Source organism: Pseudomonas sivasensis (assembly GCF_013778505.1).
GTDB lineage: Bacteria > Pseudomonadota > Gammaproteobacteria > Pseudomonadales > Pseudomonadaceae > Aquipseudomonas > Aquipseudomonas sivasensis.
Genome location: NZ_JAAOWU010000003.1, coordinates 85,777 through 102,991 on the forward strand (window position 1 = coordinate 85,777; position 17,215 = coordinate 102,991).

The 17,215-nt window shown below is 59.6% G+C and carries 13 protein-coding genes and 2 tRNA genes; 5 read left to right on the forward strand and 10 right to left on the reverse strand.

The genetic code is table 11. The features are described 5' to 3' along the window. Positions 1-7: 7 nt before the first annotated feature. Entirely contained in the window at positions 8-292 is a 285-nt protein-coding gene (locus G9Q84_RS06755) for a DUF3509 domain-containing protein (RefSeq protein ID WP_032890795.1), read from the forward strand. Between the two features lie 170 nt (positions 293-462). On the opposite strand, the gene G9Q84_RS06760 is transcribed toward G9Q84_RS06755, so the two are convergent. Together G9Q84_RS06760 and G9Q84_RS06765 are read right to left on the reverse strand one after the other, a co-directional pair. Continuing rightward, positions 463-1,332, reverse strand: coding sequence for a TIGR02285 family protein (locus G9Q84_RS06760; RefSeq protein ID WP_122756107.1), 870 nt, complete (start codon positions 1,330-1,332; stop codon positions 463-465). A 16-nt stretch (positions 1,333-1,348) separates the two neighbouring features. After that, the gene (locus tag G9Q84_RS06765; RefSeq protein ID WP_095185799.1) at positions 1,349-2,548 is read right to left on the reverse strand and encodes a CaiB/BaiF CoA transferase family protein; all 1,200 of its coding nucleotides are present in this window, start codon (positions 2,546-2,548) and stop codon (positions 1,349-1,351) included. Positions 2,549-2,695: 147 nt separating this feature from the next. On the opposite strand from G9Q84_RS06765, the gene G9Q84_RS06770 reads away from it, so the two are divergent. Together G9Q84_RS06770 and recJ are read left to right on the forward strand one after the other, a co-directional pair. Then, the gene (locus G9Q84_RS06770) at positions 2,696-3,238 is read left to right on the forward strand and encodes a YaeQ family protein (protein ID WP_032890801.1); all 543 of its coding nucleotides are present in this window, start codon (positions 2,696-2,698) and stop codon (positions 3,236-3,238) included. A gap of 96 nt (positions 3,239-3,334) precedes the next feature. Next, positions 3,335-5,044, forward strand: coding sequence for a single-stranded-DNA-specific exonuclease RecJ (gene recJ, locus G9Q84_RS06775; RefSeq protein WP_095185798.1), 1,710 nt, complete (start codon positions 3,335-3,337; stop codon positions 5,042-5,044). A gap of 137 nt (positions 5,045-5,181) precedes the next feature. Here the strand turns inward: recJ and G9Q84_RS06780 are convergent, their stop codons facing one another. The 4 genes from G9Q84_RS06780 to G9Q84_RS06795 all read right to left on the reverse strand — a co-directional run bounded on the left by G9Q84_RS06780 (position 5,182) and on the right by G9Q84_RS06795 (position 9,764). Then, positions 5,182-6,462 (reverse strand): virulence factor family protein, encoded by a 1,281-nt coding sequence (locus G9Q84_RS06780; protein ID WP_181643057.1) that lies wholly within the window; start codon positions 6,460-6,462, stop codon positions 5,182-5,184. Beyond that, complete coding sequence (mprF, locus tag G9Q84_RS06785; protein WP_122756109.1) at positions 6,462-9,104, reverse strand: bifunctional lysylphosphatidylglycerol flippase/synthetase MprF; 2,643 nt, start codon at positions 9,102-9,104, stop codon at positions 6,462-6,464. The genes G9Q84_RS06780 and mprF overlap by 1 nt, the downstream gene beginning before the upstream one ends. A gap of 266 nt (positions 9,105-9,370) precedes the next feature. Then, positions 9,371-9,447: transfer RNA gene (locus G9Q84_RS06790), tRNA-Met, on the reverse strand. A gap of 240 nt (positions 9,448-9,687) precedes the next feature. Beyond that, positions 9,688-9,764: transfer RNA gene (locus G9Q84_RS06795), tRNA-Met, on the reverse strand. Positions 9,765-10,043: 279 nt separating this feature from the next. Here G9Q84_RS06795 and dinB point away from each other — a divergent pair. Next, the gene (gene dinB / locus G9Q84_RS06800) at positions 10,044-11,102 is read left to right on the forward strand and encodes a DNA polymerase IV (protein ID WP_122756110.1); all 1,059 of its coding nucleotides are present in this window, start codon (positions 10,044-10,046) and stop codon (positions 11,100-11,102) included. Between the two features lie 130 nt (positions 11,103-11,232). Here the strand turns inward: dinB and G9Q84_RS06805 are convergent, their stop codons facing one another. From G9Q84_RS06805 to G9Q84_RS06820, 4 genes are all read right to left on the reverse strand, one after another. Further along, positions 11,233-12,186: a hypothetical protein gene (locus tag G9Q84_RS06805; RefSeq protein WP_032890811.1), complete on the reverse strand. Its 954-nt coding sequence runs from the start codon at positions 12,184-12,186 to the stop codon at positions 11,233-11,235. Between the two features lie 20 nt (positions 12,187-12,206). Continuing rightward, the gene (locus G9Q84_RS06810; protein ID WP_122756111.1) at positions 12,207-13,922 is read right to left on the reverse strand and encodes a proline--tRNA ligase; all 1,716 of its coding nucleotides are present in this window, start codon (positions 13,920-13,922) and stop codon (positions 12,207-12,209) included. A gap of 168 nt (positions 13,923-14,090) precedes the next feature. Next, positions 14,091-15,623, reverse strand: coding sequence for an AmpG family muropeptide MFS transporter (locus G9Q84_RS06815; RefSeq protein WP_032890815.1), 1,533 nt, complete (start codon positions 15,621-15,623; stop codon positions 14,091-14,093). Between the two features lie 43 nt (positions 15,624-15,666). Further along, complete coding sequence (locus tag G9Q84_RS06820; RefSeq protein WP_050442874.1) at positions 15,667-16,050, reverse strand: MGMT family protein; 384 nt, start codon at positions 16,048-16,050, stop codon at positions 15,667-15,669. A gap of 133 nt (positions 16,051-16,183) precedes the next feature. On the opposite strand from G9Q84_RS06820, the gene G9Q84_RS06825 reads away from it, so the two are divergent. Continuing rightward, positions 16,184-17,191: a DUF481 domain-containing protein gene (locus tag G9Q84_RS06825; RefSeq protein WP_032890819.1), complete on the forward strand. Its 1,008-nt coding sequence runs from the start codon at positions 16,184-16,186 to the stop codon at positions 17,189-17,191. Positions 17,192-17,215 lie beyond the last annotated feature (24 nt).

Here is a 17,215-nt window from a genome sequence, read left to right on the forward strand (position 1 = left end):
GATCGAGATGGAAAGTATCAGCCTATTGCTCGAAGAAGCACTGACCCCTTATCAGGTTACGCTGACCACTGCGGGTGTTCAGGACGAGTGCTTGGTGACAGTAAAGAATCCTACTGGCGCTATTGTGGTCGAGCGTGAAGTTGACCGTGCCCAATTGATGGATAAACGCGTGCTGGTGGACGTAGTGGACTGCCTGCTGCGTGACATCAAAATTGCAGAAGGCCGATTGGAACCCTCGGTCATCGCCGCCTTACGCAATGCCGCCCAGACCCGTGGCATTGCCCGCGCATGAAGAATTGTTCATCGATGGAAACTTCCTACGGCATGGCCGGTCAGATTTTGTAACAGCAAGAGCAAACATTGTGCTCCGGTGTTTGTGGCTTGCTGTACTGGTCTTTGTTGGCCACGTTTAACCCTGAAGTGTCTCCCCACGCTTCGGGGTTTCTTTTTGCCCGCGATTTGTCAGGGCGTAGTCGCGTCTTGGTAAAACTGGACATGGTCGGTCAGATATTGCGCGCGCAGCGCCGGGTCGAGCCAGGCGGCATAGGCGTGCAGTAGTTGAGCCTGGGGCAGCGCGTTCAACACTTGGTTGATGTGTTCAATTGCCTGGTGGCCCTCAGTCGTATCGGAGCAGCCGATATGCACACGCTGGTAGGGCATGACGCCAGCAATCGGATAGAACGCCAAAGTCAGCGGATCAATCCCCTGGCGCAGGGCGTGATAGCGAATTTCAGTCCAGTAGCCCAGCACGGCTTCCAGGCGACCCAATCGCTGCATTTGCAGCAGGCTGCCCAGGGCGTCGTTTCCGTAGTGCAGCACGCGGGTGGGCGCATCCGTTTGGTCCAGCATTTCATCGATGAGCGTCCCGTAGCTGCGCTCGGCCACCACGCCCAGGCGTGCGCGCTTATCCAGCAGGAGCGCCGCGAGGTCCACCCTTTGCTGTGCGACAAGCGGCGCGAGCACGTCACGGCGGTCCTGACGTACCACCACCCCATTACTGACCATTGAAAAAGCCGGGCGCGAATACACCACCCACTTGGCCCGTTCTGCGGTCCATAGCATGGTGGGGTCGCAGGTCAGTGCGGGGGTCTGAAGTATCTGCAGGCCGCGTGCACGGTTAACGTGCAAAATCTTGTGTTGGTACTCGGGCAGGCGCTCCATCAGCATCGGCAGCAATTCGTCGATGACGCCCTGGCCCTTTTGCGGGCCGTCGAGGATGGTCATCGGGGGCAGGTCGCGGATTAACCAGGTCAAGGTGTCCGCTGCCTTGGCAGACAGCGGCAGAAGCCCGAGCAACGGTGCACAAACACCCAGGAGCCAACGCCGCGCCATTATTGCGAGTGCGCCATCAGATCGCGCCTTGTTCACGTAGCCGGGTGATCGCGGCCGCGTCGTAACCCAGCTCGTTAAGCAGCACGTTGGTGTGCTCGCCCAACTGCGGCCCGACCCACTCGCAGCTCCCGGGCGTGTCCGACAGCTTGGGCACGATGCCCGGCATCTTGAAGTCCTTGCCGCCTGGCAGTTGCGCCTTGAGGAACATCTCCCGCGCCAGGAATTGCGGATCGCCAAGCATGTCCTCGGCGCTGTAGATCCGGCTGGCGGGTACCTCGGCCTTGTTCAGTTGCTCCACCACCTGCTCCAGTGACAGCGAATTGACCCAACGATCAATCACGCCATACAGCTCATCACGGCGGGTATCGCGCCCGTCATTGCTCGCCAACTGCGGATCATTCGCCAGGTCTTCACGGCCAATGGCACTCATAAACCGTTTGAAGATTGCATCCCCATTTGCGCCGATCTGCACATGCTTGCCGTCCGCGCTGGTATGGATCGACGAAGGTGTAATGCCGGGCATGATGTTGCCGGTGCGCTCACGGATGAATCCGAACACGTCAAACTCAGGAATCATGCTTTCCATCATGGCGAAGATAGCTTCATACAGCGCCACATCCACCACTTGGCCTACGCCGCCATTCACTTCGCGATGACGCAGCGCCATCAATGCACCGATTACTGCCCACAACGCAGCGATGGAGTCGCCAATGGAAATCCCTGTGCGCACCGGCGGGCGGTCCTCGAAACCGGTGATGTAACGCAGCCCGCCCATGGATTCACCGACGGCACCGAACCCCGGCTGGTCTTTCATCGGTCCGGTCTGGCCAAAGCCCGAGAGGCGCACCATCACCAGTTTCGGGTTCAGCGCGTGCAGGGTTTCCCAGCTCAGGCCGAGTTTCTCCAGTACGCCGGGGCGAAAGTTCTCGATGAGGATGTCGGCGTCCGTCAGGAGTTTCTTGAGAATCTCCAGACCGTCCGGGTGCTTTAGGTTCAGCGTCAGGGATTTTTTGTTGCGTGCCTGCACGAACCACCACAGCGAGGTGCCCTCGTACAGCTTGCGCCATTTGCGCAGCGGATCGCCGCCATTCGGGGATTCGACCTTGATCACTTCTGCACCAAATTCAGCGCAGATACGCGAAGCGAACGGGCCGGCGATCAGGGTGCCGAGTTCGATGACTTTCAGGCCGGCAAGCGGTTTGGCATTAAACGACATGGGGATCCTTGTCTGCGCGGAGCGGGTGTGTGATGCCTTTTAACATAGGCGAGCGGCCAGGGATAAGCGTGAAACAGCGCAGGATTCGTTGAATGGCACCACCATCAGTTAGACTGGCCGCCTTTCCCTGTCTCTAGAAGCCCGTTCATGGCCCAGCCGTCCACGACCTACAAATTCGAACTCAACCTCACCGACCTCGACCGTTCGGTGTACGAGAGCGTCAAACAGACCATCGCCCGCCATCCTTCGGAAACTGAAGAGCGCATGACCGTGCGCCTGCTGGCCTACGCCCTTTTTTACAATGAGCAATTGGCATTCGGTCGTGGCCTGTCAGATGTAGACGAACCAGCCCTGTGGGAAAAAAGCCTGGATGATCGGGTTTTGCACTGGATCGAAGTCGGCCAGCCCGATGCCGACCGCCTGACCTGGTGCTCGCGTCGTACTGAACGTACCAGCCTGCTGGCTTATGGCAGCCTGCGTGTATGGGAAGGCAAAGTGGTGCCGGTGGCGAATAATCTGAAAAACGTACACATCGCTGCGGTGCCCCAGGAGATTCTGGAGGTTCTGGCCAAGGACATGCCCCGCGTAATCAAGTGGGACGTGATGATCAGCGAAGGCACGATCTTCGTCACTGATGACCGTGGCCAGCATGAAGTGCAACTGCAATGGCTGGTCGGCGAGCGCGGTTGAATACTGCGGGGAGGGCTTGCCCCTTCCACATGTGCCCCGTGTTGCCTTCAGCGTTGTCGTTTAACCGTCGTATCAAAGAGAAGCGCCCATCACCCCATGCGTATTGATCCTCGTCCGTTGCCCGCTGTCCTGCCATTTCTCGGTGAACTGCCACCGCTGTTGACCCGTCTTTATGCCGCACGCGGGGTGCAGTCCGAGGCCGAGCTGGATAAAAGCCTGGCGCGCTTGATTCCCTTTCAACAGCTCAAGGGCATCGACGCCGCCGTAGACCTTTTGGTGACGGCCCTGGAGCAACGCCAACGCATCCTCATCGTTGGTGACTTCGACGCCGATGGCGCCACCGCCAGCACTGTAGGCACCCTGGGCCTGCGTTTGCTCGGTGCCGCCCATGTCGATTACCTGGTGCCCAATCGCTTCGAATACGGCTACGGCCTGACGCCGGAGATTGTTGCCGTGGCCCTGCAGCGCGAGCCGCAGTTGCTGATTACCGTGGACAACGGCATCTCCAGCGTCGAAGGCGTGGCCGCAGCGAAGGCGGCGGGGTTGCAGGTGTTGGTCACCGACCACCACTTGCCCGGTGACGAGTTGCCGGCGGCAGACGCCATCGTCAATCCTAACCAGCCGGGCTGTGAGTTTCCGAGCAAGGCGTTGGCCGGTGTTGGCGTGATTTTCTACGTGCTGATGGCGCTGCGCGCGCGCTTGCGTGAGCTGGGCTGGTACGCGAACAAGCCGCAGCCGAATATCGGCGATCTGCTCGACTTGGTCGCCCTGGGCAGTGTCGCCGACGTGGTGCCGTTGGACGCCAACAATCGCATCCTGGTGCACCAAGGCCTGGAGCGTATCCGCGCAGGTCGCGCACGGCCGGGGATCAAGGCGATCCTTGAAGTGGCCAAGCGCGATGCGGCGCGCATCACCTCCACCGACCTAGGCTTTATTCTCGGGCCGCGGCTCAACGCCGCCGGGCGCCTGGACGACATGAGCCTGGGTATCGAATGCCTGCTCACCACGGATTTCGCGGCGGCGCGGGAAATGGCGGCGCAACTGGACGGCATGAACCAGGACCGTAAATCCATCGAGCAAGGTATGCAGCGCGAGGCTCTGGCCCAGCTCAAGGACTTGCCGGTGGAATCAATGCCCTTTGGCCTGTGCCTGTTCGACCCTGAATGGCACCAAGGCGTGATCGGCATTCTGGCGTCGCGCATGAAAGAGCGTTATTTCCGCCCGACCATCGCCTTCGCCGATGCGGGTGATGGCCTGCTCAAGGGCTCTGGGCGCTCTGTGCCGGGTTTTCACATCCGTGATGCGCTGGCGGTGGTTGCTAGCCAGCATCCCACTCTGATCGCCAAGTACGGCGGCCATGCTATGGCGGCGGGTCTGACATTGCCAGAGGCGAATTTCCCTCTGTTTGCCGAAGCTTTTGATGCCGAAGTGCGTCGTCAACTGCGTGAAGAAGACCTCACCGGTCGCCTGTTGTCCGACGGCACACTGGCGGTTGAGGAGTTTCACCTGGAGCTGGCCCGCGCCCTGCGGCATGCCGGTCCTTGGGGGCAGCACTTCCCCGAGCCGCTGTTTCACGGTGTGTTTCAGTTGGTGGAGCAACGTGTGGTGGGGGAGCGGCACCTGAAAGTGGTGCTCAAGAGCGAATGCGGGTCAGTGAAGCTCGATGGCATCGCCTTTGGCGTGGACCGTGAGGTCTGGCCGAATCCGACCGTGCGATGGGTGGAGTTGGCCTACAAGCTGGACGTGAACGAGTTTCGTGGGAATGAAACCGTGCAGTTGATGATTGCCCACATCGAACCGCGCTAGATTTTATTAACACCGCAAAACAACTGTGGGAGGGGGCTCGCCCCCGATAGCTGAGTGTCAGTCAACAATGCTGTGACTGACCTACCGCTATCGGGGGCAAGCACCCTCCCACATTTTGATTTGTGTAAGGCCTGGGGTTATTCGCTTTTGGCCTGGTGCTTGACGATGATATCCACCAACCGCTTGGCCAGCGCCGGGTAGTTCTCATCGAAGTGATGCCCGCCGGGCAGCTTCACAGCCTCGCCCACGGCGGTCTTGTCGGTGCAGCCACTCTCGTCGACTTCTTCGGCGCCGTAGATGCACACCACTTTCTCAGGCGGCAGCTTGGCCATTTCCGGGCCGGTCGCGGCTTCTTTGCCGGCGTTGCCCAGCCAGCCTTCCACTTCGATCTCAAAGCTACCGGTGCGGGCGAAGGCCAGCAGGATGATCGCATCGACGCGCTGTTGCTCGTTCTCCGGCATGCGGTTATAGATCGCTGGCAACACGTCGGCGCCGAACGAATAACCGGTCAGCACAAAGCGCTTGGTGCCCCACTTTTGCCGGTAGTGCTGCATCAGCTCGGTCAGGTCTTTGGCGCTTTGTTCCGGCGTCTTGTGCTGCCAGTAGTAGCGCAGGGTATCGATGCCGACCACTGGGTAGCCGATCTTGGCCATTTCACCGGCCACGTCGCGGTCCAGGTCCCGCCAGCCGCCGTCCCCGGAGAGGAACAGGGTCACGGTGTCCTTAGCCTGGCCTGCCGGGACTTCCACCACGGGAATCGCCAGGCCACCGTTATCCGAACCCACCAGTTGCTTGCGCAGTTCGTTGTTCAGTACTTGCGGGTAGTGAATGTCGTAGTCACTGATGCTGGTTGTGGCGCGTGGTGTATCGCGTACGAAACTGGCGCTTTCGTCGTCAGGGTTGTCATTCCACGCCACCAGCCAGTTGCCGTGCTCTGCAGTTTTCGGCAGTGGATCTTTGCAGCCTTCCTGCGCCAGAGCGAAGCCAACAGAGATGGCATTGGCCTTGTCGTCGTTCTGAGTGGCCAGCCAGCGCCAGGCAAGCGCCGCGCCAGGGCCGATGCCGCTGACCAGCGTCGCTGGGCCCTTGAGCTGGCTCAAGGCGCTTTGCAGCGCTTGTTCCTGCAGCTTGCAGTCATCTTTTGGCAAGACCACCTGGACGATCTGCGCTTTGCCACCCTGGCTCAGGGTTAACAACTGGCTATCGGTCAGGGTTTCGTCGGCCATTACCGCCACGGCCACACGGGCTTTCGGGTTGCCGGCCGGGGTCACGCGGGTCATTACCGAGCCATCGGCCAGGGGCAGTTGCTCCAGGGTCGGCTGCGGGGCAGGGCGTTTCAAATACCAAAAGCCGCCACCCAGAACCAGGGCCAGCAGCACTACAAAGGCCAATACATACCGCCAGGAGCGTCGAATCATCAGCGTTTCACCAATCCAGTCAAGCCACCCGCGATCAGGGCGGCGGTATCGGCCAGTGCCACCAGCGGATCAAGTCCTGCGGGCACGGCCATGTAACGGGGTTCCCAGTCTGGCTGGAACTTGTCTTTGAAGCGGCGCAAACCTTGGAAGTTATACAGTTGCTCGCCACGACGGAACACCATCGAACCCAAACGCTGGGTCAGTGGCGCGCCGCGTCGCGGTTGCAGGCCCGACAACGGCACCATGCCGAGGCTGAAACGGGCGTAGCCGTGACTCTTATAGTGTTGAATCAGACCGACCATCATGAATTCCATGGTCAACTTGGGCGCATCCGGATGGGCGCGCATCAGGTCGAGGCTGGCCAGGTCGTGATTGTAAGTCTCAAGCAAGTTGGCGAAGGCTACCGGGCGTCCTTCGAAGCGAATGATCGCAATCCGAAAATGCTTGAGGTAGTCGTCACTGAAGCGTCCCAGGGAAAACCCTTTTTCGCGCACATTCTTACCGGTAAGCCATGCGTCCGAGATGACTTTTAATTCATCCATCGGCGCCGTACCCGGTTCATGGATCTCCAGGGACAGACCGTCTCGGGTGCCACGGTTCCAGGTGTAGCGCAGATCCTTCATCTCTTTGCCTTTGGCTTCCAGGTCAAAGCGTTTCAGGTCGACGCGCGCCTCTTCGCCCAGCTTGATCGCGGTTAGGCCGATGTCCATGTAGTAGGGCAGGTTCTCTGCCCGTACCTGATAGAACACCGGACGCGCGTGGTGGATGTCGCACAGGTCGCGGAACTGCCAAATCATCTCGGCCCTTGGCTGGGTCGGTCCAATTGGGTCGTACAAGGCCACCAGGCTGCGGCCGCGACGGGCATACATCAGGAAGGCTTCGTCGTTGGGGTGGAACAGCAGCGCCTTGTCACCGGTCAGCGCAAGGCCACCGTCGGGTTGTGACGAAGCCATCAGGATCTTCGAGGCGCGCTCCAGCTCATCCGGGGTCGGCAGGTGAATCACCGGGCGGGCGGTGCGCAGCAGCCAGGTCAGCGATACGATCACCAGCAGCACGGCGGCTCCCAGCAATGAGCGCAGGCCGCGTGGGGCGTTGGCATCGAGGGTGAACTGCCACCACAGTTGATGGCTGTACGGCACATCTTGATAGGCAAACAGCAGCAGCCAGATCGAGGCACCCAGCACGCAGACGCTGGACACCAGGTACAGCGGTGAGAACGGCAGTTCTGTCAGGCGGCTGGCGCGGTAGAACGAGCGGCGAAAGATCGCCAGCAGCACCGCCGTCATGGTCATCAGGCTGGCTTCTTCCCAGTCGAAGCCTTTGAGCAGCGAGAGCAGGGCGCCCACCAGCAGCAGCACCATGGTCAGCATCCAGGCCGCCGACAAACGTCGACGCAGGCCTTGGGCCAGCAACAGGCACAGTACGCCGATCAGGCTGGCACCAAAGTGCGAGGCATCAATCAGGCGGTGGGGAATCAGGAATCCGATGTTTTCCAGGCGTGAATCGATCTCTGGCGTGGCGCCTGAAAACAGCAGGACCACGCCGGACAAAAAAACCAGTACGGCCAGCACTGGCGCCGCCAGACCTGAGGCCACGCGCAGGCTCTGCTGGGTCTGGAATAGTCGTTGCGCCTCGTTGATCAGCAGGAACACGCACGCGATCAGGAGCGGCAACACTACGTAGATCATCCGATACAGTAGCAGGGCAGCGGCCAGTGGTGCGGCGCCGAGCTTGTCTGCAAATGCGGCGAGCAGGATCGCTTCGAACACCCCGACTCCGCCCGGTACGTGGCTGAGCACGCCAGCGGCGAGAGCCAGCAGGTAAACCAGCAGGAATGGACCGAAGGGCGGCGCTTCTGGCAGCAATAGATAGAGGACAGTGGCGGCGGCGGCGACATCCAGGGCAGTGATGACCAATTGCAGGAGCGTCAGGCGCCGGCCGGGCAGGCGCAGGGTGCGACGGCCGACTTTGACCAGCAGGTTGTCCGGGTAAGGTTGCTCCGGCAAGCGGCGGCGGTAAATGCCGATACACAGCGCGGCCGACAACAGCAGCACGGTACCGGCAATCGCGCCGAGCAGGCCTTGCGACAGATGTAAGTAGGTCGACGCCGCAGGCAGGTTGCTCAGTGTCGCGAGTGCGGCCAGCGGGGGCAGGGCGCAGCCCAGGGCCAGGCTGGCGAACACAGTCATATGGGCGACTTCCGAGGCCCCGATGCCATGGCGTGCATATAAACGGTAGCGCACCGAGCCGCCGGAGAGCATCGACAGGCCAATCGCATTGCCAATGGCAAAGGCGGTGAAGCCGCCATGGGCCAGTGTCTTGGCGGGCAGCTTCACGCCGGCATAGCGTGCGCCGGAGAACTCATAGCCGAGAAGAATGACAAACCCTGCGACGCCCGCGGCAAATGCTCCCAGCAGTGCAGGCTTAGGCACTTCCAGGATCGAGTCGTGAAGTGCGTACAGGTCGAGTTCCAGCAGAAGGTGGCGGCAAGCGATCAAGGCGATGGCGAACAGCAACAGGGTGACCGCCAGCCCGAGGGGTTGCCGGTACTTGCTGATCAGATCCAGCCAACGCAATCGGGTAGGCGTGATCGGTTGTTCTGCTGTGACGGTGTCTTGTGGTTCAGACGAGTTGGCGCGCATCAATCACCTCGTGGATTGTGCGCGACAGGATGGGGGTATCCAGCCAAGTTACCAATCCCTATGGACAAAATAATTACAAATATTAACGCGTATCACCGGGGGCGGCGACAGCGGCCCTTGGTCGTAGAGGAGTAAGCATAGCGTGCGATGAGATGGACTCTACAAACCGTGTACGGTTTCATGAAAGATGCCATCCCATTGTTTCAGAAGAACTTTTTCACCGGATACAAAAAAGGCCACTCTTTCGAGTAGCCTTTTTTGATGTTTGGTTGCGGGAGCCGGATTTGAACCGACGACCTTCGGGTTATGAGCCCGACGAGCTACCAGACTGCTCCATCCCGCGTCTGTGGGCGGCATTCTACAGCCAAGCGGCGAGGTGTCAACCGTTAATCAACCGATGGTGCAAATAAGTGTGAATTAACCGCCCATGCAACCTAAGTTCTCGATTGAGAAGGCTTTTTGTGGTGAGCAGGCTTGCTCCGCGTTGGGCGCGAAGCGTTCGTAATGAAGTGCACGCGATCCAGGTTTGAAAAACACACGCGCACAAAAAAGGCCACTCTTTCGAGTAGCCTTTTTTGATGTTTGGTTGCGGGAGCCGGATTTGAACCGACGACCTTCGGGTTATGAGCCCGACGAGCTACCAGACTGCTCCATCCCGCGTCTGTGTGTCGGCATTCTACAGAGGATCACGAGTGTGTCAACCTGTGAGTTGAAGAAAAGCGCTTGTGCTTCAATCGGTTAGCTCTCCAGAAAGCCTTGTAGGGGGCGCGCGAGCCAGGCGGGCCAAGGGTTTCGGCTCTATCGGGATGCTGTTTTCGATTGAAAAAATAAATCCATTTGTGAAATTTCCTACCGCTTAGGCAGAAGATTCAAACTACTGGTGCTATATACAGGTGCGAGTGCGATACTGCCCACCCGTAGGATTTCACCCCTCTATATATGACGCAGCGCAAAATCATCCACGTCGACTGTGATTGCTTCTACGCCGCTATCGAGATGCGCGATAACCCGAGCCTGGTGCAAAAGCCTCTGGCTGTGGGTGGCTCGGCGGACCGAAGGGGCGTGATCGCTACGTGCAATTACGAAGCGCGGGCGTACGGGGTGCGCTCAGCCATGTCGTCGCGCCATGCCTTGAAGCTTTGCCCGGACCTGACCATCGTCAAGCCGCGCATGGATGCTTATAAAGAAGCGTCGAAGGAAATTCAGACGATCTTTCGCGACTACACCGACTTGATTGAGCCATTGTCCTTGGATGAAGCCTACTTGGACGTCTCGGACAGCCCGCATTTTGGCGGCAGTGCCACGCGTATTGCCCAAGACATTCGTCGGCGGGTCTCCAACCAGTTGCACATCACCGTATCCGCCGGCGTGGCCCCGAATAAATTCCTGGCCAAGATCGCCAGCGACTGGAAAAAGCCCAACGGCTTGTTTGTGATCACCCCGGACCAGGTCGAAGACTTTGTCTCGCAGTTACGCGTGAGCAAGTTGCACGGCGTCGGCAAGGTCACGGCCGACAAGCTGGCTCGTTTGGGCATTGAAGACTGCCTGCAACTGCGCGAGTGGAGCAAACTGGCGTTGGTACGGGAGTTCGGTAGTTTTGGCGAGCGACTCTGGAACCTGGCTCGTGGGATCGATGAGCGCGCGGTGCAGAACGACAACCGTCGGCAATCGATCAGTGTGGAAAATACCTACGACGTGGACCTGCCGGATCTCTCAAGCTGCCTGGAAAAACTCCCTGAACTGATGGAGACCCTGGCCGGGCGCATGGCGCGCATCGACAGCAGTTACCGTGCGGGCAAACCGTTCGTTAAGGTGAAGTTTCACGACTTTACCCAGACCACCTTGGAGCAGGCGGGGGCAGGGCGGGATCTGGAGAGTTATCAACAGCTGATGACCCAGGCGTTTAATCGTGGTGATAAACCGGTGCGATTGTTGGGTATTGGCGTGCGGTTGCTGGACCTAAGTGGCGGCCAAGAACAGTTAGAGTTCTCTTGGTAGAAACCGGAAACAAAATGTGGGAGGGGGCTTGCTCCCGATAGCGGTGGGTCAGCTACGTATAAGCTGACTGATGCACCGCGATCGGGAGCAAGCCCCCTCCCACATTTGGACCTACAGTGTTCTCGAAGTCTCAGCGTGCTCCGGGATCTGCGACTAACCGCCCCGCGTCCTTGGTCAGCGCCTGCAGGAATTCCTGCTGTAGCTCCGGATCATTTCGGGTCAGCTCAATCAGGCTTTGTTCCAGTTCACTGGCTTCTTCTTCCAAGCCCAGCTCCGACAGACGCTTGACCCGGTGCACCCATTGGCTGACTTCGTCGTCTTCCAGGTCGTCGTAGATCAGGCCGTGGGCTTCCAGTAACTTGCCGCGCAAGGTACTGCTGATTGCCAGGGTCGAGTCCGAATGTACGTCGTCCTGGCCATCTTCCACGCTGATCTTCAGCGTCGTGATGCGATTCAGGTCTTGCTCGGCAAACGGGCTGTCCAACAGGTTCAGGCGCAGGACGCCGTTGCGGTCGGTGGTCAGCTCGTGGATCTTTTTGCCGGCGGTGACCTGCACCGGTCGTTCGCTCCAGGGCAGGCTTGAATACTCCACGCGCTTGTCACGCTGGACTTCATCGATACCTGCCAGATTCTGTTGCGCCCGGCCGTGGGATTGCACGTTCATGAACGGGTTGAGACCGTCCACGCCGTAAGTCAGCCAGTCGTGGGTCATGCTGGTAGGCAGGTTGCCGAGGGCGAAGATATTCGCCACGTTGGCACCCGCGCCCGCCACCAATGCCACCGCACCCAGGGGCAACTCATAGAGTTTGCGCCAGGGCTGGTAAGGCGTGTAGCGGTCGTAGCGACGGGTGACTTCGAATTCGGTGACCTCGAAAGTCTTCTGCTCGTGAATGCGAACCCGGCGTTGCGGCAGTTCCAGCACTTTGGGATCGCCTACATCGATCTGCAGACTGTGGTCGAGCAACTTACGCTCGACCCGCTCCTCGTGCTCACTGCGTTGCGACATCTGGTTGGCGCAGCCGCTGACCAGCAGGGCGCCGCACAAGGCGGCACCCCCCAGGGCTCTGGTGTTTCGCTTGAACATGACTTCTCTTGATCTGGTTTTCAGCGACGAATACGCGCCTGAAGGAAAGACAGCACGTCAGCCACCGGTAATGGTTGGGCTTCGGCTTCGGTCCGGCTCTTGTATTCCAGATTGCCATCGGCCAGGCCGCGGTCACTGACCACGATCCGGTGCGGGATGCCAATCAGTTCCATGTCGGCGAACTTGATGCCCGGGCTGGTTTTCTTGTCCCGGTCATCGAGCAGCACTTCAAAACCGGCGGCCGTCAGTTCGGCATACAGTTTGTCGGTGGCTTCGCGTACTTGCTCGGTTTCGTAACGCAGCGGTACGAGCGCGATCTGGAACGGTGCCAGGGTGTCGCTCCAGATGATGCCTTTCTCATCGTTGTTCTGCTCGATAGCAGCAGCAACCACGCGGGATACGCCAATGCCGTAGCAACCCATGTCCAGGGTGATCGGCTTGCCGTTTTCGCCCAGCACTTCGCACTTCATCGCCTTGCTGTACTTGTTGCCCAGCTGGAAGATGTGCCCGACTTCGATGCCGCGCTTGATTTCCAGGGTGCCCTTGCCATCCGGGCTTGGGTCGCCGGCGACGACGTTGCGCAGGTCCGCTACGGTCGGAACTGGCAGGTCACGTTCCCAGTTCACGCCGAAATAGTGCTTATCGTCGATGTTCGCGCCGATACCGAAGTCGCTCATCAACTCTACCGAACGGTCGATGATGATCGGCAGTGGCAGGTTCAGCGGGCCGAGGGAACCGGCGCCGGCGCCAATGGCGTTGCGCAGTTCGTCGTCGGTGGCCATGACCAGCGGGCTGGCCACGCCAGGCTGCTGGGCAGCCTTGATTTCGTTGAGTTCGTGGTCGCCACGGATCACCAGGGCGATCAGCTTGCCTTCTTCCTCGGCGCGCACGATCAGGGTCTTGATGGTCTTTTCAATCGGCAGATTGAATTTTTCCACCAGGGCCGCGATGGTCTTGGTTTCCGGCGTGTCCACCAGGCGCAGTTCTTCTGCCGGCGCTGGGCGCGAGGTTTCGCGCGGTACGGCTTCGGCTTTCTCGATGTTCGCCGCGTAGTCGGAACCGTTGCTGAACGCGATATCGTCTTCGCCGGATTCAGCCAGTACGTGGAACTCGTGGGAGCCGGCACCGCCGATGGAGCCATTGTCCGCTTCAACTGCCCGGAACTTCAGGCCCAAGCGCGTGAACACATTGCTGTAAGCCTGGTGCATACGATCGTAGGTGACCTGAAGCGATGCCTGGTCAGCGTGGAACGAATAGGCGTCCTTCATGATGAATTCGCGGCCGCGCATCAAACCGAAGCGTGGGCGGATTTCATCACGGAATTTGGTCTGGATCTGATACAGGTTCAGCGGCAGCTGCTTATAGCTGCTCAGCTCGTTGCGCATCAGGTCGGTGATCACTTCTTCGTGGGTCGGGCCAGCGCAGAAGTCGCGGCCATGACGGTCTTTGAAGCGCAGCAACTCAGGGCCGTACTCTTCCCAGCGCCCGGATTCCTGCCACAACTCAGCCGGTTGGGTGCTCGGCATCAACACTTCGAGAGAGCCGGCGGCGTTCATTTCTTCACGAACGATGGCTTCGACCTTGCGCATCACCTTCAAGCCCATGGGCAGCCAGGTGTACAGGCCGGAGGCCAGTTTGCGGATCATGCCGGCGCGCAGCATCAGCTGATGGCTGATCACGACCGCGTCGGAAGGCGTTTCTTTCTGTGTGGCGAGCAAATATTGACTGGTACGCATGGTAGGCCGTTGTCGGTTGCTTGGACTTGAAATGACTTGGGATTGTACGGGCGCAAACTGCCGCCGTACAGGCATCAGAATATAGGGCTGTTTGAAGGAGCGAGGGGGACGCCTAGTTCTTGCTCGCTATGGGGGCGCCGCAGTCTGGCTTTTAAAGGGCCCCCAAAATCAGTCTTCTGCCGGCGGATTCAACCGAATCCGCCGATTCTCCTGAAACCAGTGCAACGCAATCAGCAGCAGCGTCGGCACCCCCAGCATGCAGGTGATCAGGAAGAAGTTGTGATATCCGAACTTCTCCACCATCACCCCCGAATACCCACCGATCAGGCGCGGCAGCAGGAGCATGATCGAACTGAGCAAGGCATATTGAGTGGCGGAAAACTTGAGGTTGGTAAGGCTCGACAGGTAAGCCACAAATGCCGAGGTGGCCAGGCCGGAGCTGAAGTTGTCCAGGGAGATGGTGAAGATCAGCATCTGCAGGTCGGGGCCCATGTCTGCGAGCATCACGAATAGCAGGTTGGTGCCGGCCGACAGGACACCGCCGATAAACAGGATCGGCAGGATGCCGAACCGCACAATCAGCAAACCACCCATGCCGGCGCCGAGCAGGGTCATGATCAGGCCGAAGATCTTGCTGACCCCGGCGATCTGATCCTTGGTAAAGCCCTGGTCGATGTAGAACACGTTGGCCATCACGCCCATCACGGTGTCGGACATGCGATAGGTGGCGATTAGCCCGAGCAGCAGCAGTGCCTGCCAGCGGTAGCGCAGGATAAAGTCGTTGACCGGTGTCAGCACCGGCGCCAGGCCGCGACGGCCCATGGTCGAGAGGCACAGGGCGGTGAGGATGATATAGAGAATGGCGCGCAGGAACGCGCGGTCCTCCATCAGCAGGTCCCACACGCTGGTGTCGTGGAACACCACGCTTCCGAAGTCGGTGTTGTACAACTGGGTAAACATGGCGGGCACTGACACCAGCAGAACGATCAGCACAAACACCGACATCAGTTGGTGCATGAAACTGTAGCGCCCGGCCTGCAGCTGGGTGCGCAATGGCACATTGGGTTCGCGCATGAACAGGGTGGTCAGCAGCGCCGGGATCATCAGCACGCCGAACAGCACATAGGTGCCGGTCCACGCCGAGTGTTTATAGTTGAAGCCGGTGGAGCCAAAGCCTTCGGCAAAGAACAGTGCACCCGCCGTGGCCAGCAGGGCGGCTATGCGGTAGCCGGACATATAGCTGGCGGCCAGCGCGGCCTGGCGGCTGTCGTCGGCGATTTCCAGGCGATAGGCGTCGACCGCGATGTCTTGGGTGGCGGACGCGAAGGCGACGACGACGGCAATAGCGATCAGCCAGGACAAATGTTTCTGCGGGTCGCAGAAACCCATGCCGATCAATCCAAGGATCACCAGCGACTGGGCCAATACCAGCCAGGAACGACGCCGTCCAAGTTTGCCGAGCAGCGGCAGGCGCCATTGGTCGAGCAGTGGTGACCAGACCCATTTGAAGGCGTACGCCAGACCGATCAGGCTCGCATAGCCGATGGTCTCGCGGGCCACACCGGCCTCGCGCAGCCACACCGAAAGCGTCGAGAACACCAACATGTAAGGCATGCCGGCGGCAAAGCCGAGCAACAACAGCACTAACGTCGAGGGGCTGGCATAGGCGGCGAGCGCGGCGCGCCAGGTTTTACGGGGCATGGGCTGGAGTCTGCCTCAGGTTTGCGGAAACAAAGCGCGCACTCTAACCGCTGTGCTCTACCGGGCGCCAGCCATGGCGCTGAATATCCACGCGATTATTACGGACAGTGACGCCTTCATCGCGCAAACGCGCGCGCTGCTCGTCGCCCGAGGCGCTGCCCACCGGCAGGCTTATCCGACCGCCGGCACCCAGCACGCGATGCCAGGGCAATGTGGTGCCTTCTGGGAGTTGGCTCAAGGTGCGCCCCACCCAGCGTGCAGCGCGGCCCAGCCCGGCCAGTTGCGCCAGCTCGCCGTAACTCACCACGCAGCCGGCGGGGACTTGCGCCAATGTCAGGTACAACGCGGTACGGCGCATCTCGGCCGCGTTTTGCGGGGTGTCGGCAGATTGATTCACTGAGGTGCTATCCGTTGAAAATGTCGGCATATCTGTAAGAAATATGCTGTAAGCAGGGTGTTGAGAATTGAACTCAATACAGATCCTTGAGTCAGTCCTTGCTAACACGTCATCTAAGACGATAATGCCCTCTTTTCGCCAAAACCGAGCCTCGAATCCGCATATGTTGTCCAGAACCCTGCTGTGCCTTGCTGTTTTCAGCGCCTCAACACCTTTGCTCGCCGATACCGTCTGGTTGAAGAACGGTGACCGCCTGACCGGCAAGATCAAGGTATTTGACGGTGGCAAGCTGCTGATCCAGACCGACTACGCGGGTGCAATCCCGGTGGACTGGAAGCAGGTTAAAACCCTGGAGAGCGACCAGGAGTTGTTGGTCAAGCAGGACGCCTACACTGGCGAGAAGGCTAAATCCCTCAAAGCTGCGGATGATGGCAAAGTGGTGCTGGCCAATGGCGAAGCGCCCAAGACTGTAGAACTGGCCAGCATCCAGCAGATCATCAAGCCCAAGCCTGTGATCGAAGACCTGGTGTGGAAGGGCAACGTCGACATGGCGCTGGACTACAAACGCGCCGAGAACGACACCAACGACTACGATATCGACTTCAAAACCACTGCCCGCCATGGCCAGTGGCGGCATACCGGTCAAGGTGAGTACAACCGCGAATTCCAGGACGACGTGACCACCACCGACAACTGGGCTTTGGAATACGACCTGGACCGGTTCATCACCGAGCATTGGTTCTGGCAAGGGCGTTTGACCTACAAGCGCGACAAAGTGGAAGACCTTGCGCGTCAACGCACGGTCGGTACCGGTCCGGGCTACCAGTTCTGGGACGACGAATTGGGTGCGTTCTCCCTGGGGTCGCTGGTCAACCGCACCGATTATGAATATGCCGATGGCGGTAAGGACAACTTCTATTCCCTGGCTATGAAGTGGAACTACAACCGCTATCTGGTGGGCAAGACCGTCGAGTTCTTCACCACTGGCGAACTGGGCAAGCCTATCGATGCGCCCGCGGATTACTCTCTGGATGCGGAAGTCGGCCTGCGCTACAAGGTCACCGAGTGGGCTTCCCTCAATCTCAAGGCCGAGCGCGACGTTATCAGTGGCGACTCGGAAAGCAGTTTGAGCAAGACCCGCTACACCGCAGGCTTCGGCGTGGCCTGGTAATAAGGCTGCATAAAACCTGCTTGG

Excerpts from the sequence above, each read along its gene's own strand:
- G9Q84_RS06760 (WP_122756107.1), bottom strand. The coding sequence starts at position 1,332 with ATGGCGCGGCGTTGGCTCCTGGGTGTTTGTGCACCGTTGCTCGGGCTT.
- dinB (WP_122756110.1), top strand. The coding sequence starts at position 10,044 with ATGACGCAGCGCAAAATCATCCACGTCGACTGTGATTGCTTCTACGCC.
- G9Q84_RS06810 (WP_122756111.1), bottom strand. The coding sequence starts at position 13,922 with ATGCGTACCAGTCAATATTTGCTCGCCACACAGAAAGAAACGCCTTCC.
- G9Q84_RS06820 (WP_050442874.1), bottom strand. The coding sequence starts at position 16,050 with ATGCCGACATTTTCAACGGATAGCACCTCAGTGAATCAATCTGCCGAC.
- G9Q84_RS06815 (WP_032890815.1), bottom strand. The coding sequence starts at position 15,623 with ATGCCCCGTAAAACCTGGCGCGCCGCGCTCGCCGCCTATGCCAGCCCC.
- mprF (WP_122756109.1), bottom strand. The coding sequence starts at position 9,104 with ATGCGCGCCAACTCGTCTGAACCACAAGACACCGTCACAGCAGAACAA.
- G9Q84_RS06805 (WP_032890811.1), bottom strand. The coding sequence starts at position 12,186 with ATGTTCAAGCGAAACACCAGAGCCCTGGGGGGTGCCGCCTTGTGCGGC.
- G9Q84_RS06825 (WP_032890819.1), top strand. The coding sequence starts at position 16,184 with ATGTTGTCCAGAACCCTGCTGTGCCTTGCTGTTTTCAGCGCCTCAACA.
- G9Q84_RS06755 (WP_032890795.1), top strand. The coding sequence starts at position 8 with ATGGAAAGTATCAGCCTATTGCTCGAAGAAGCACTGACCCCTTATCAG.
- G9Q84_RS06765 (WP_095185799.1), bottom strand. The coding sequence starts at position 2,548 with ATGTCGTTTAATGCCAAACCGCTTGCCGGCCTGAAAGTCATCGAACTC.
- recJ (WP_095185798.1), top strand. The coding sequence starts at position 3,335 with ATGCGTATTGATCCTCGTCCGTTGCCCGCTGTCCTGCCATTTCTCGGT.
- G9Q84_RS06770 (WP_032890801.1), top strand. The coding sequence starts at position 2,696 with ATGGCCCAGCCGTCCACGACCTACAAATTCGAACTCAACCTCACCGAC.
- G9Q84_RS06780 (WP_181643057.1), bottom strand. The coding sequence starts at position 6,462 with ATGATTCGACGCTCCTGGCGGTATGTATTGGCCTTTGTAGTGCTGCTG.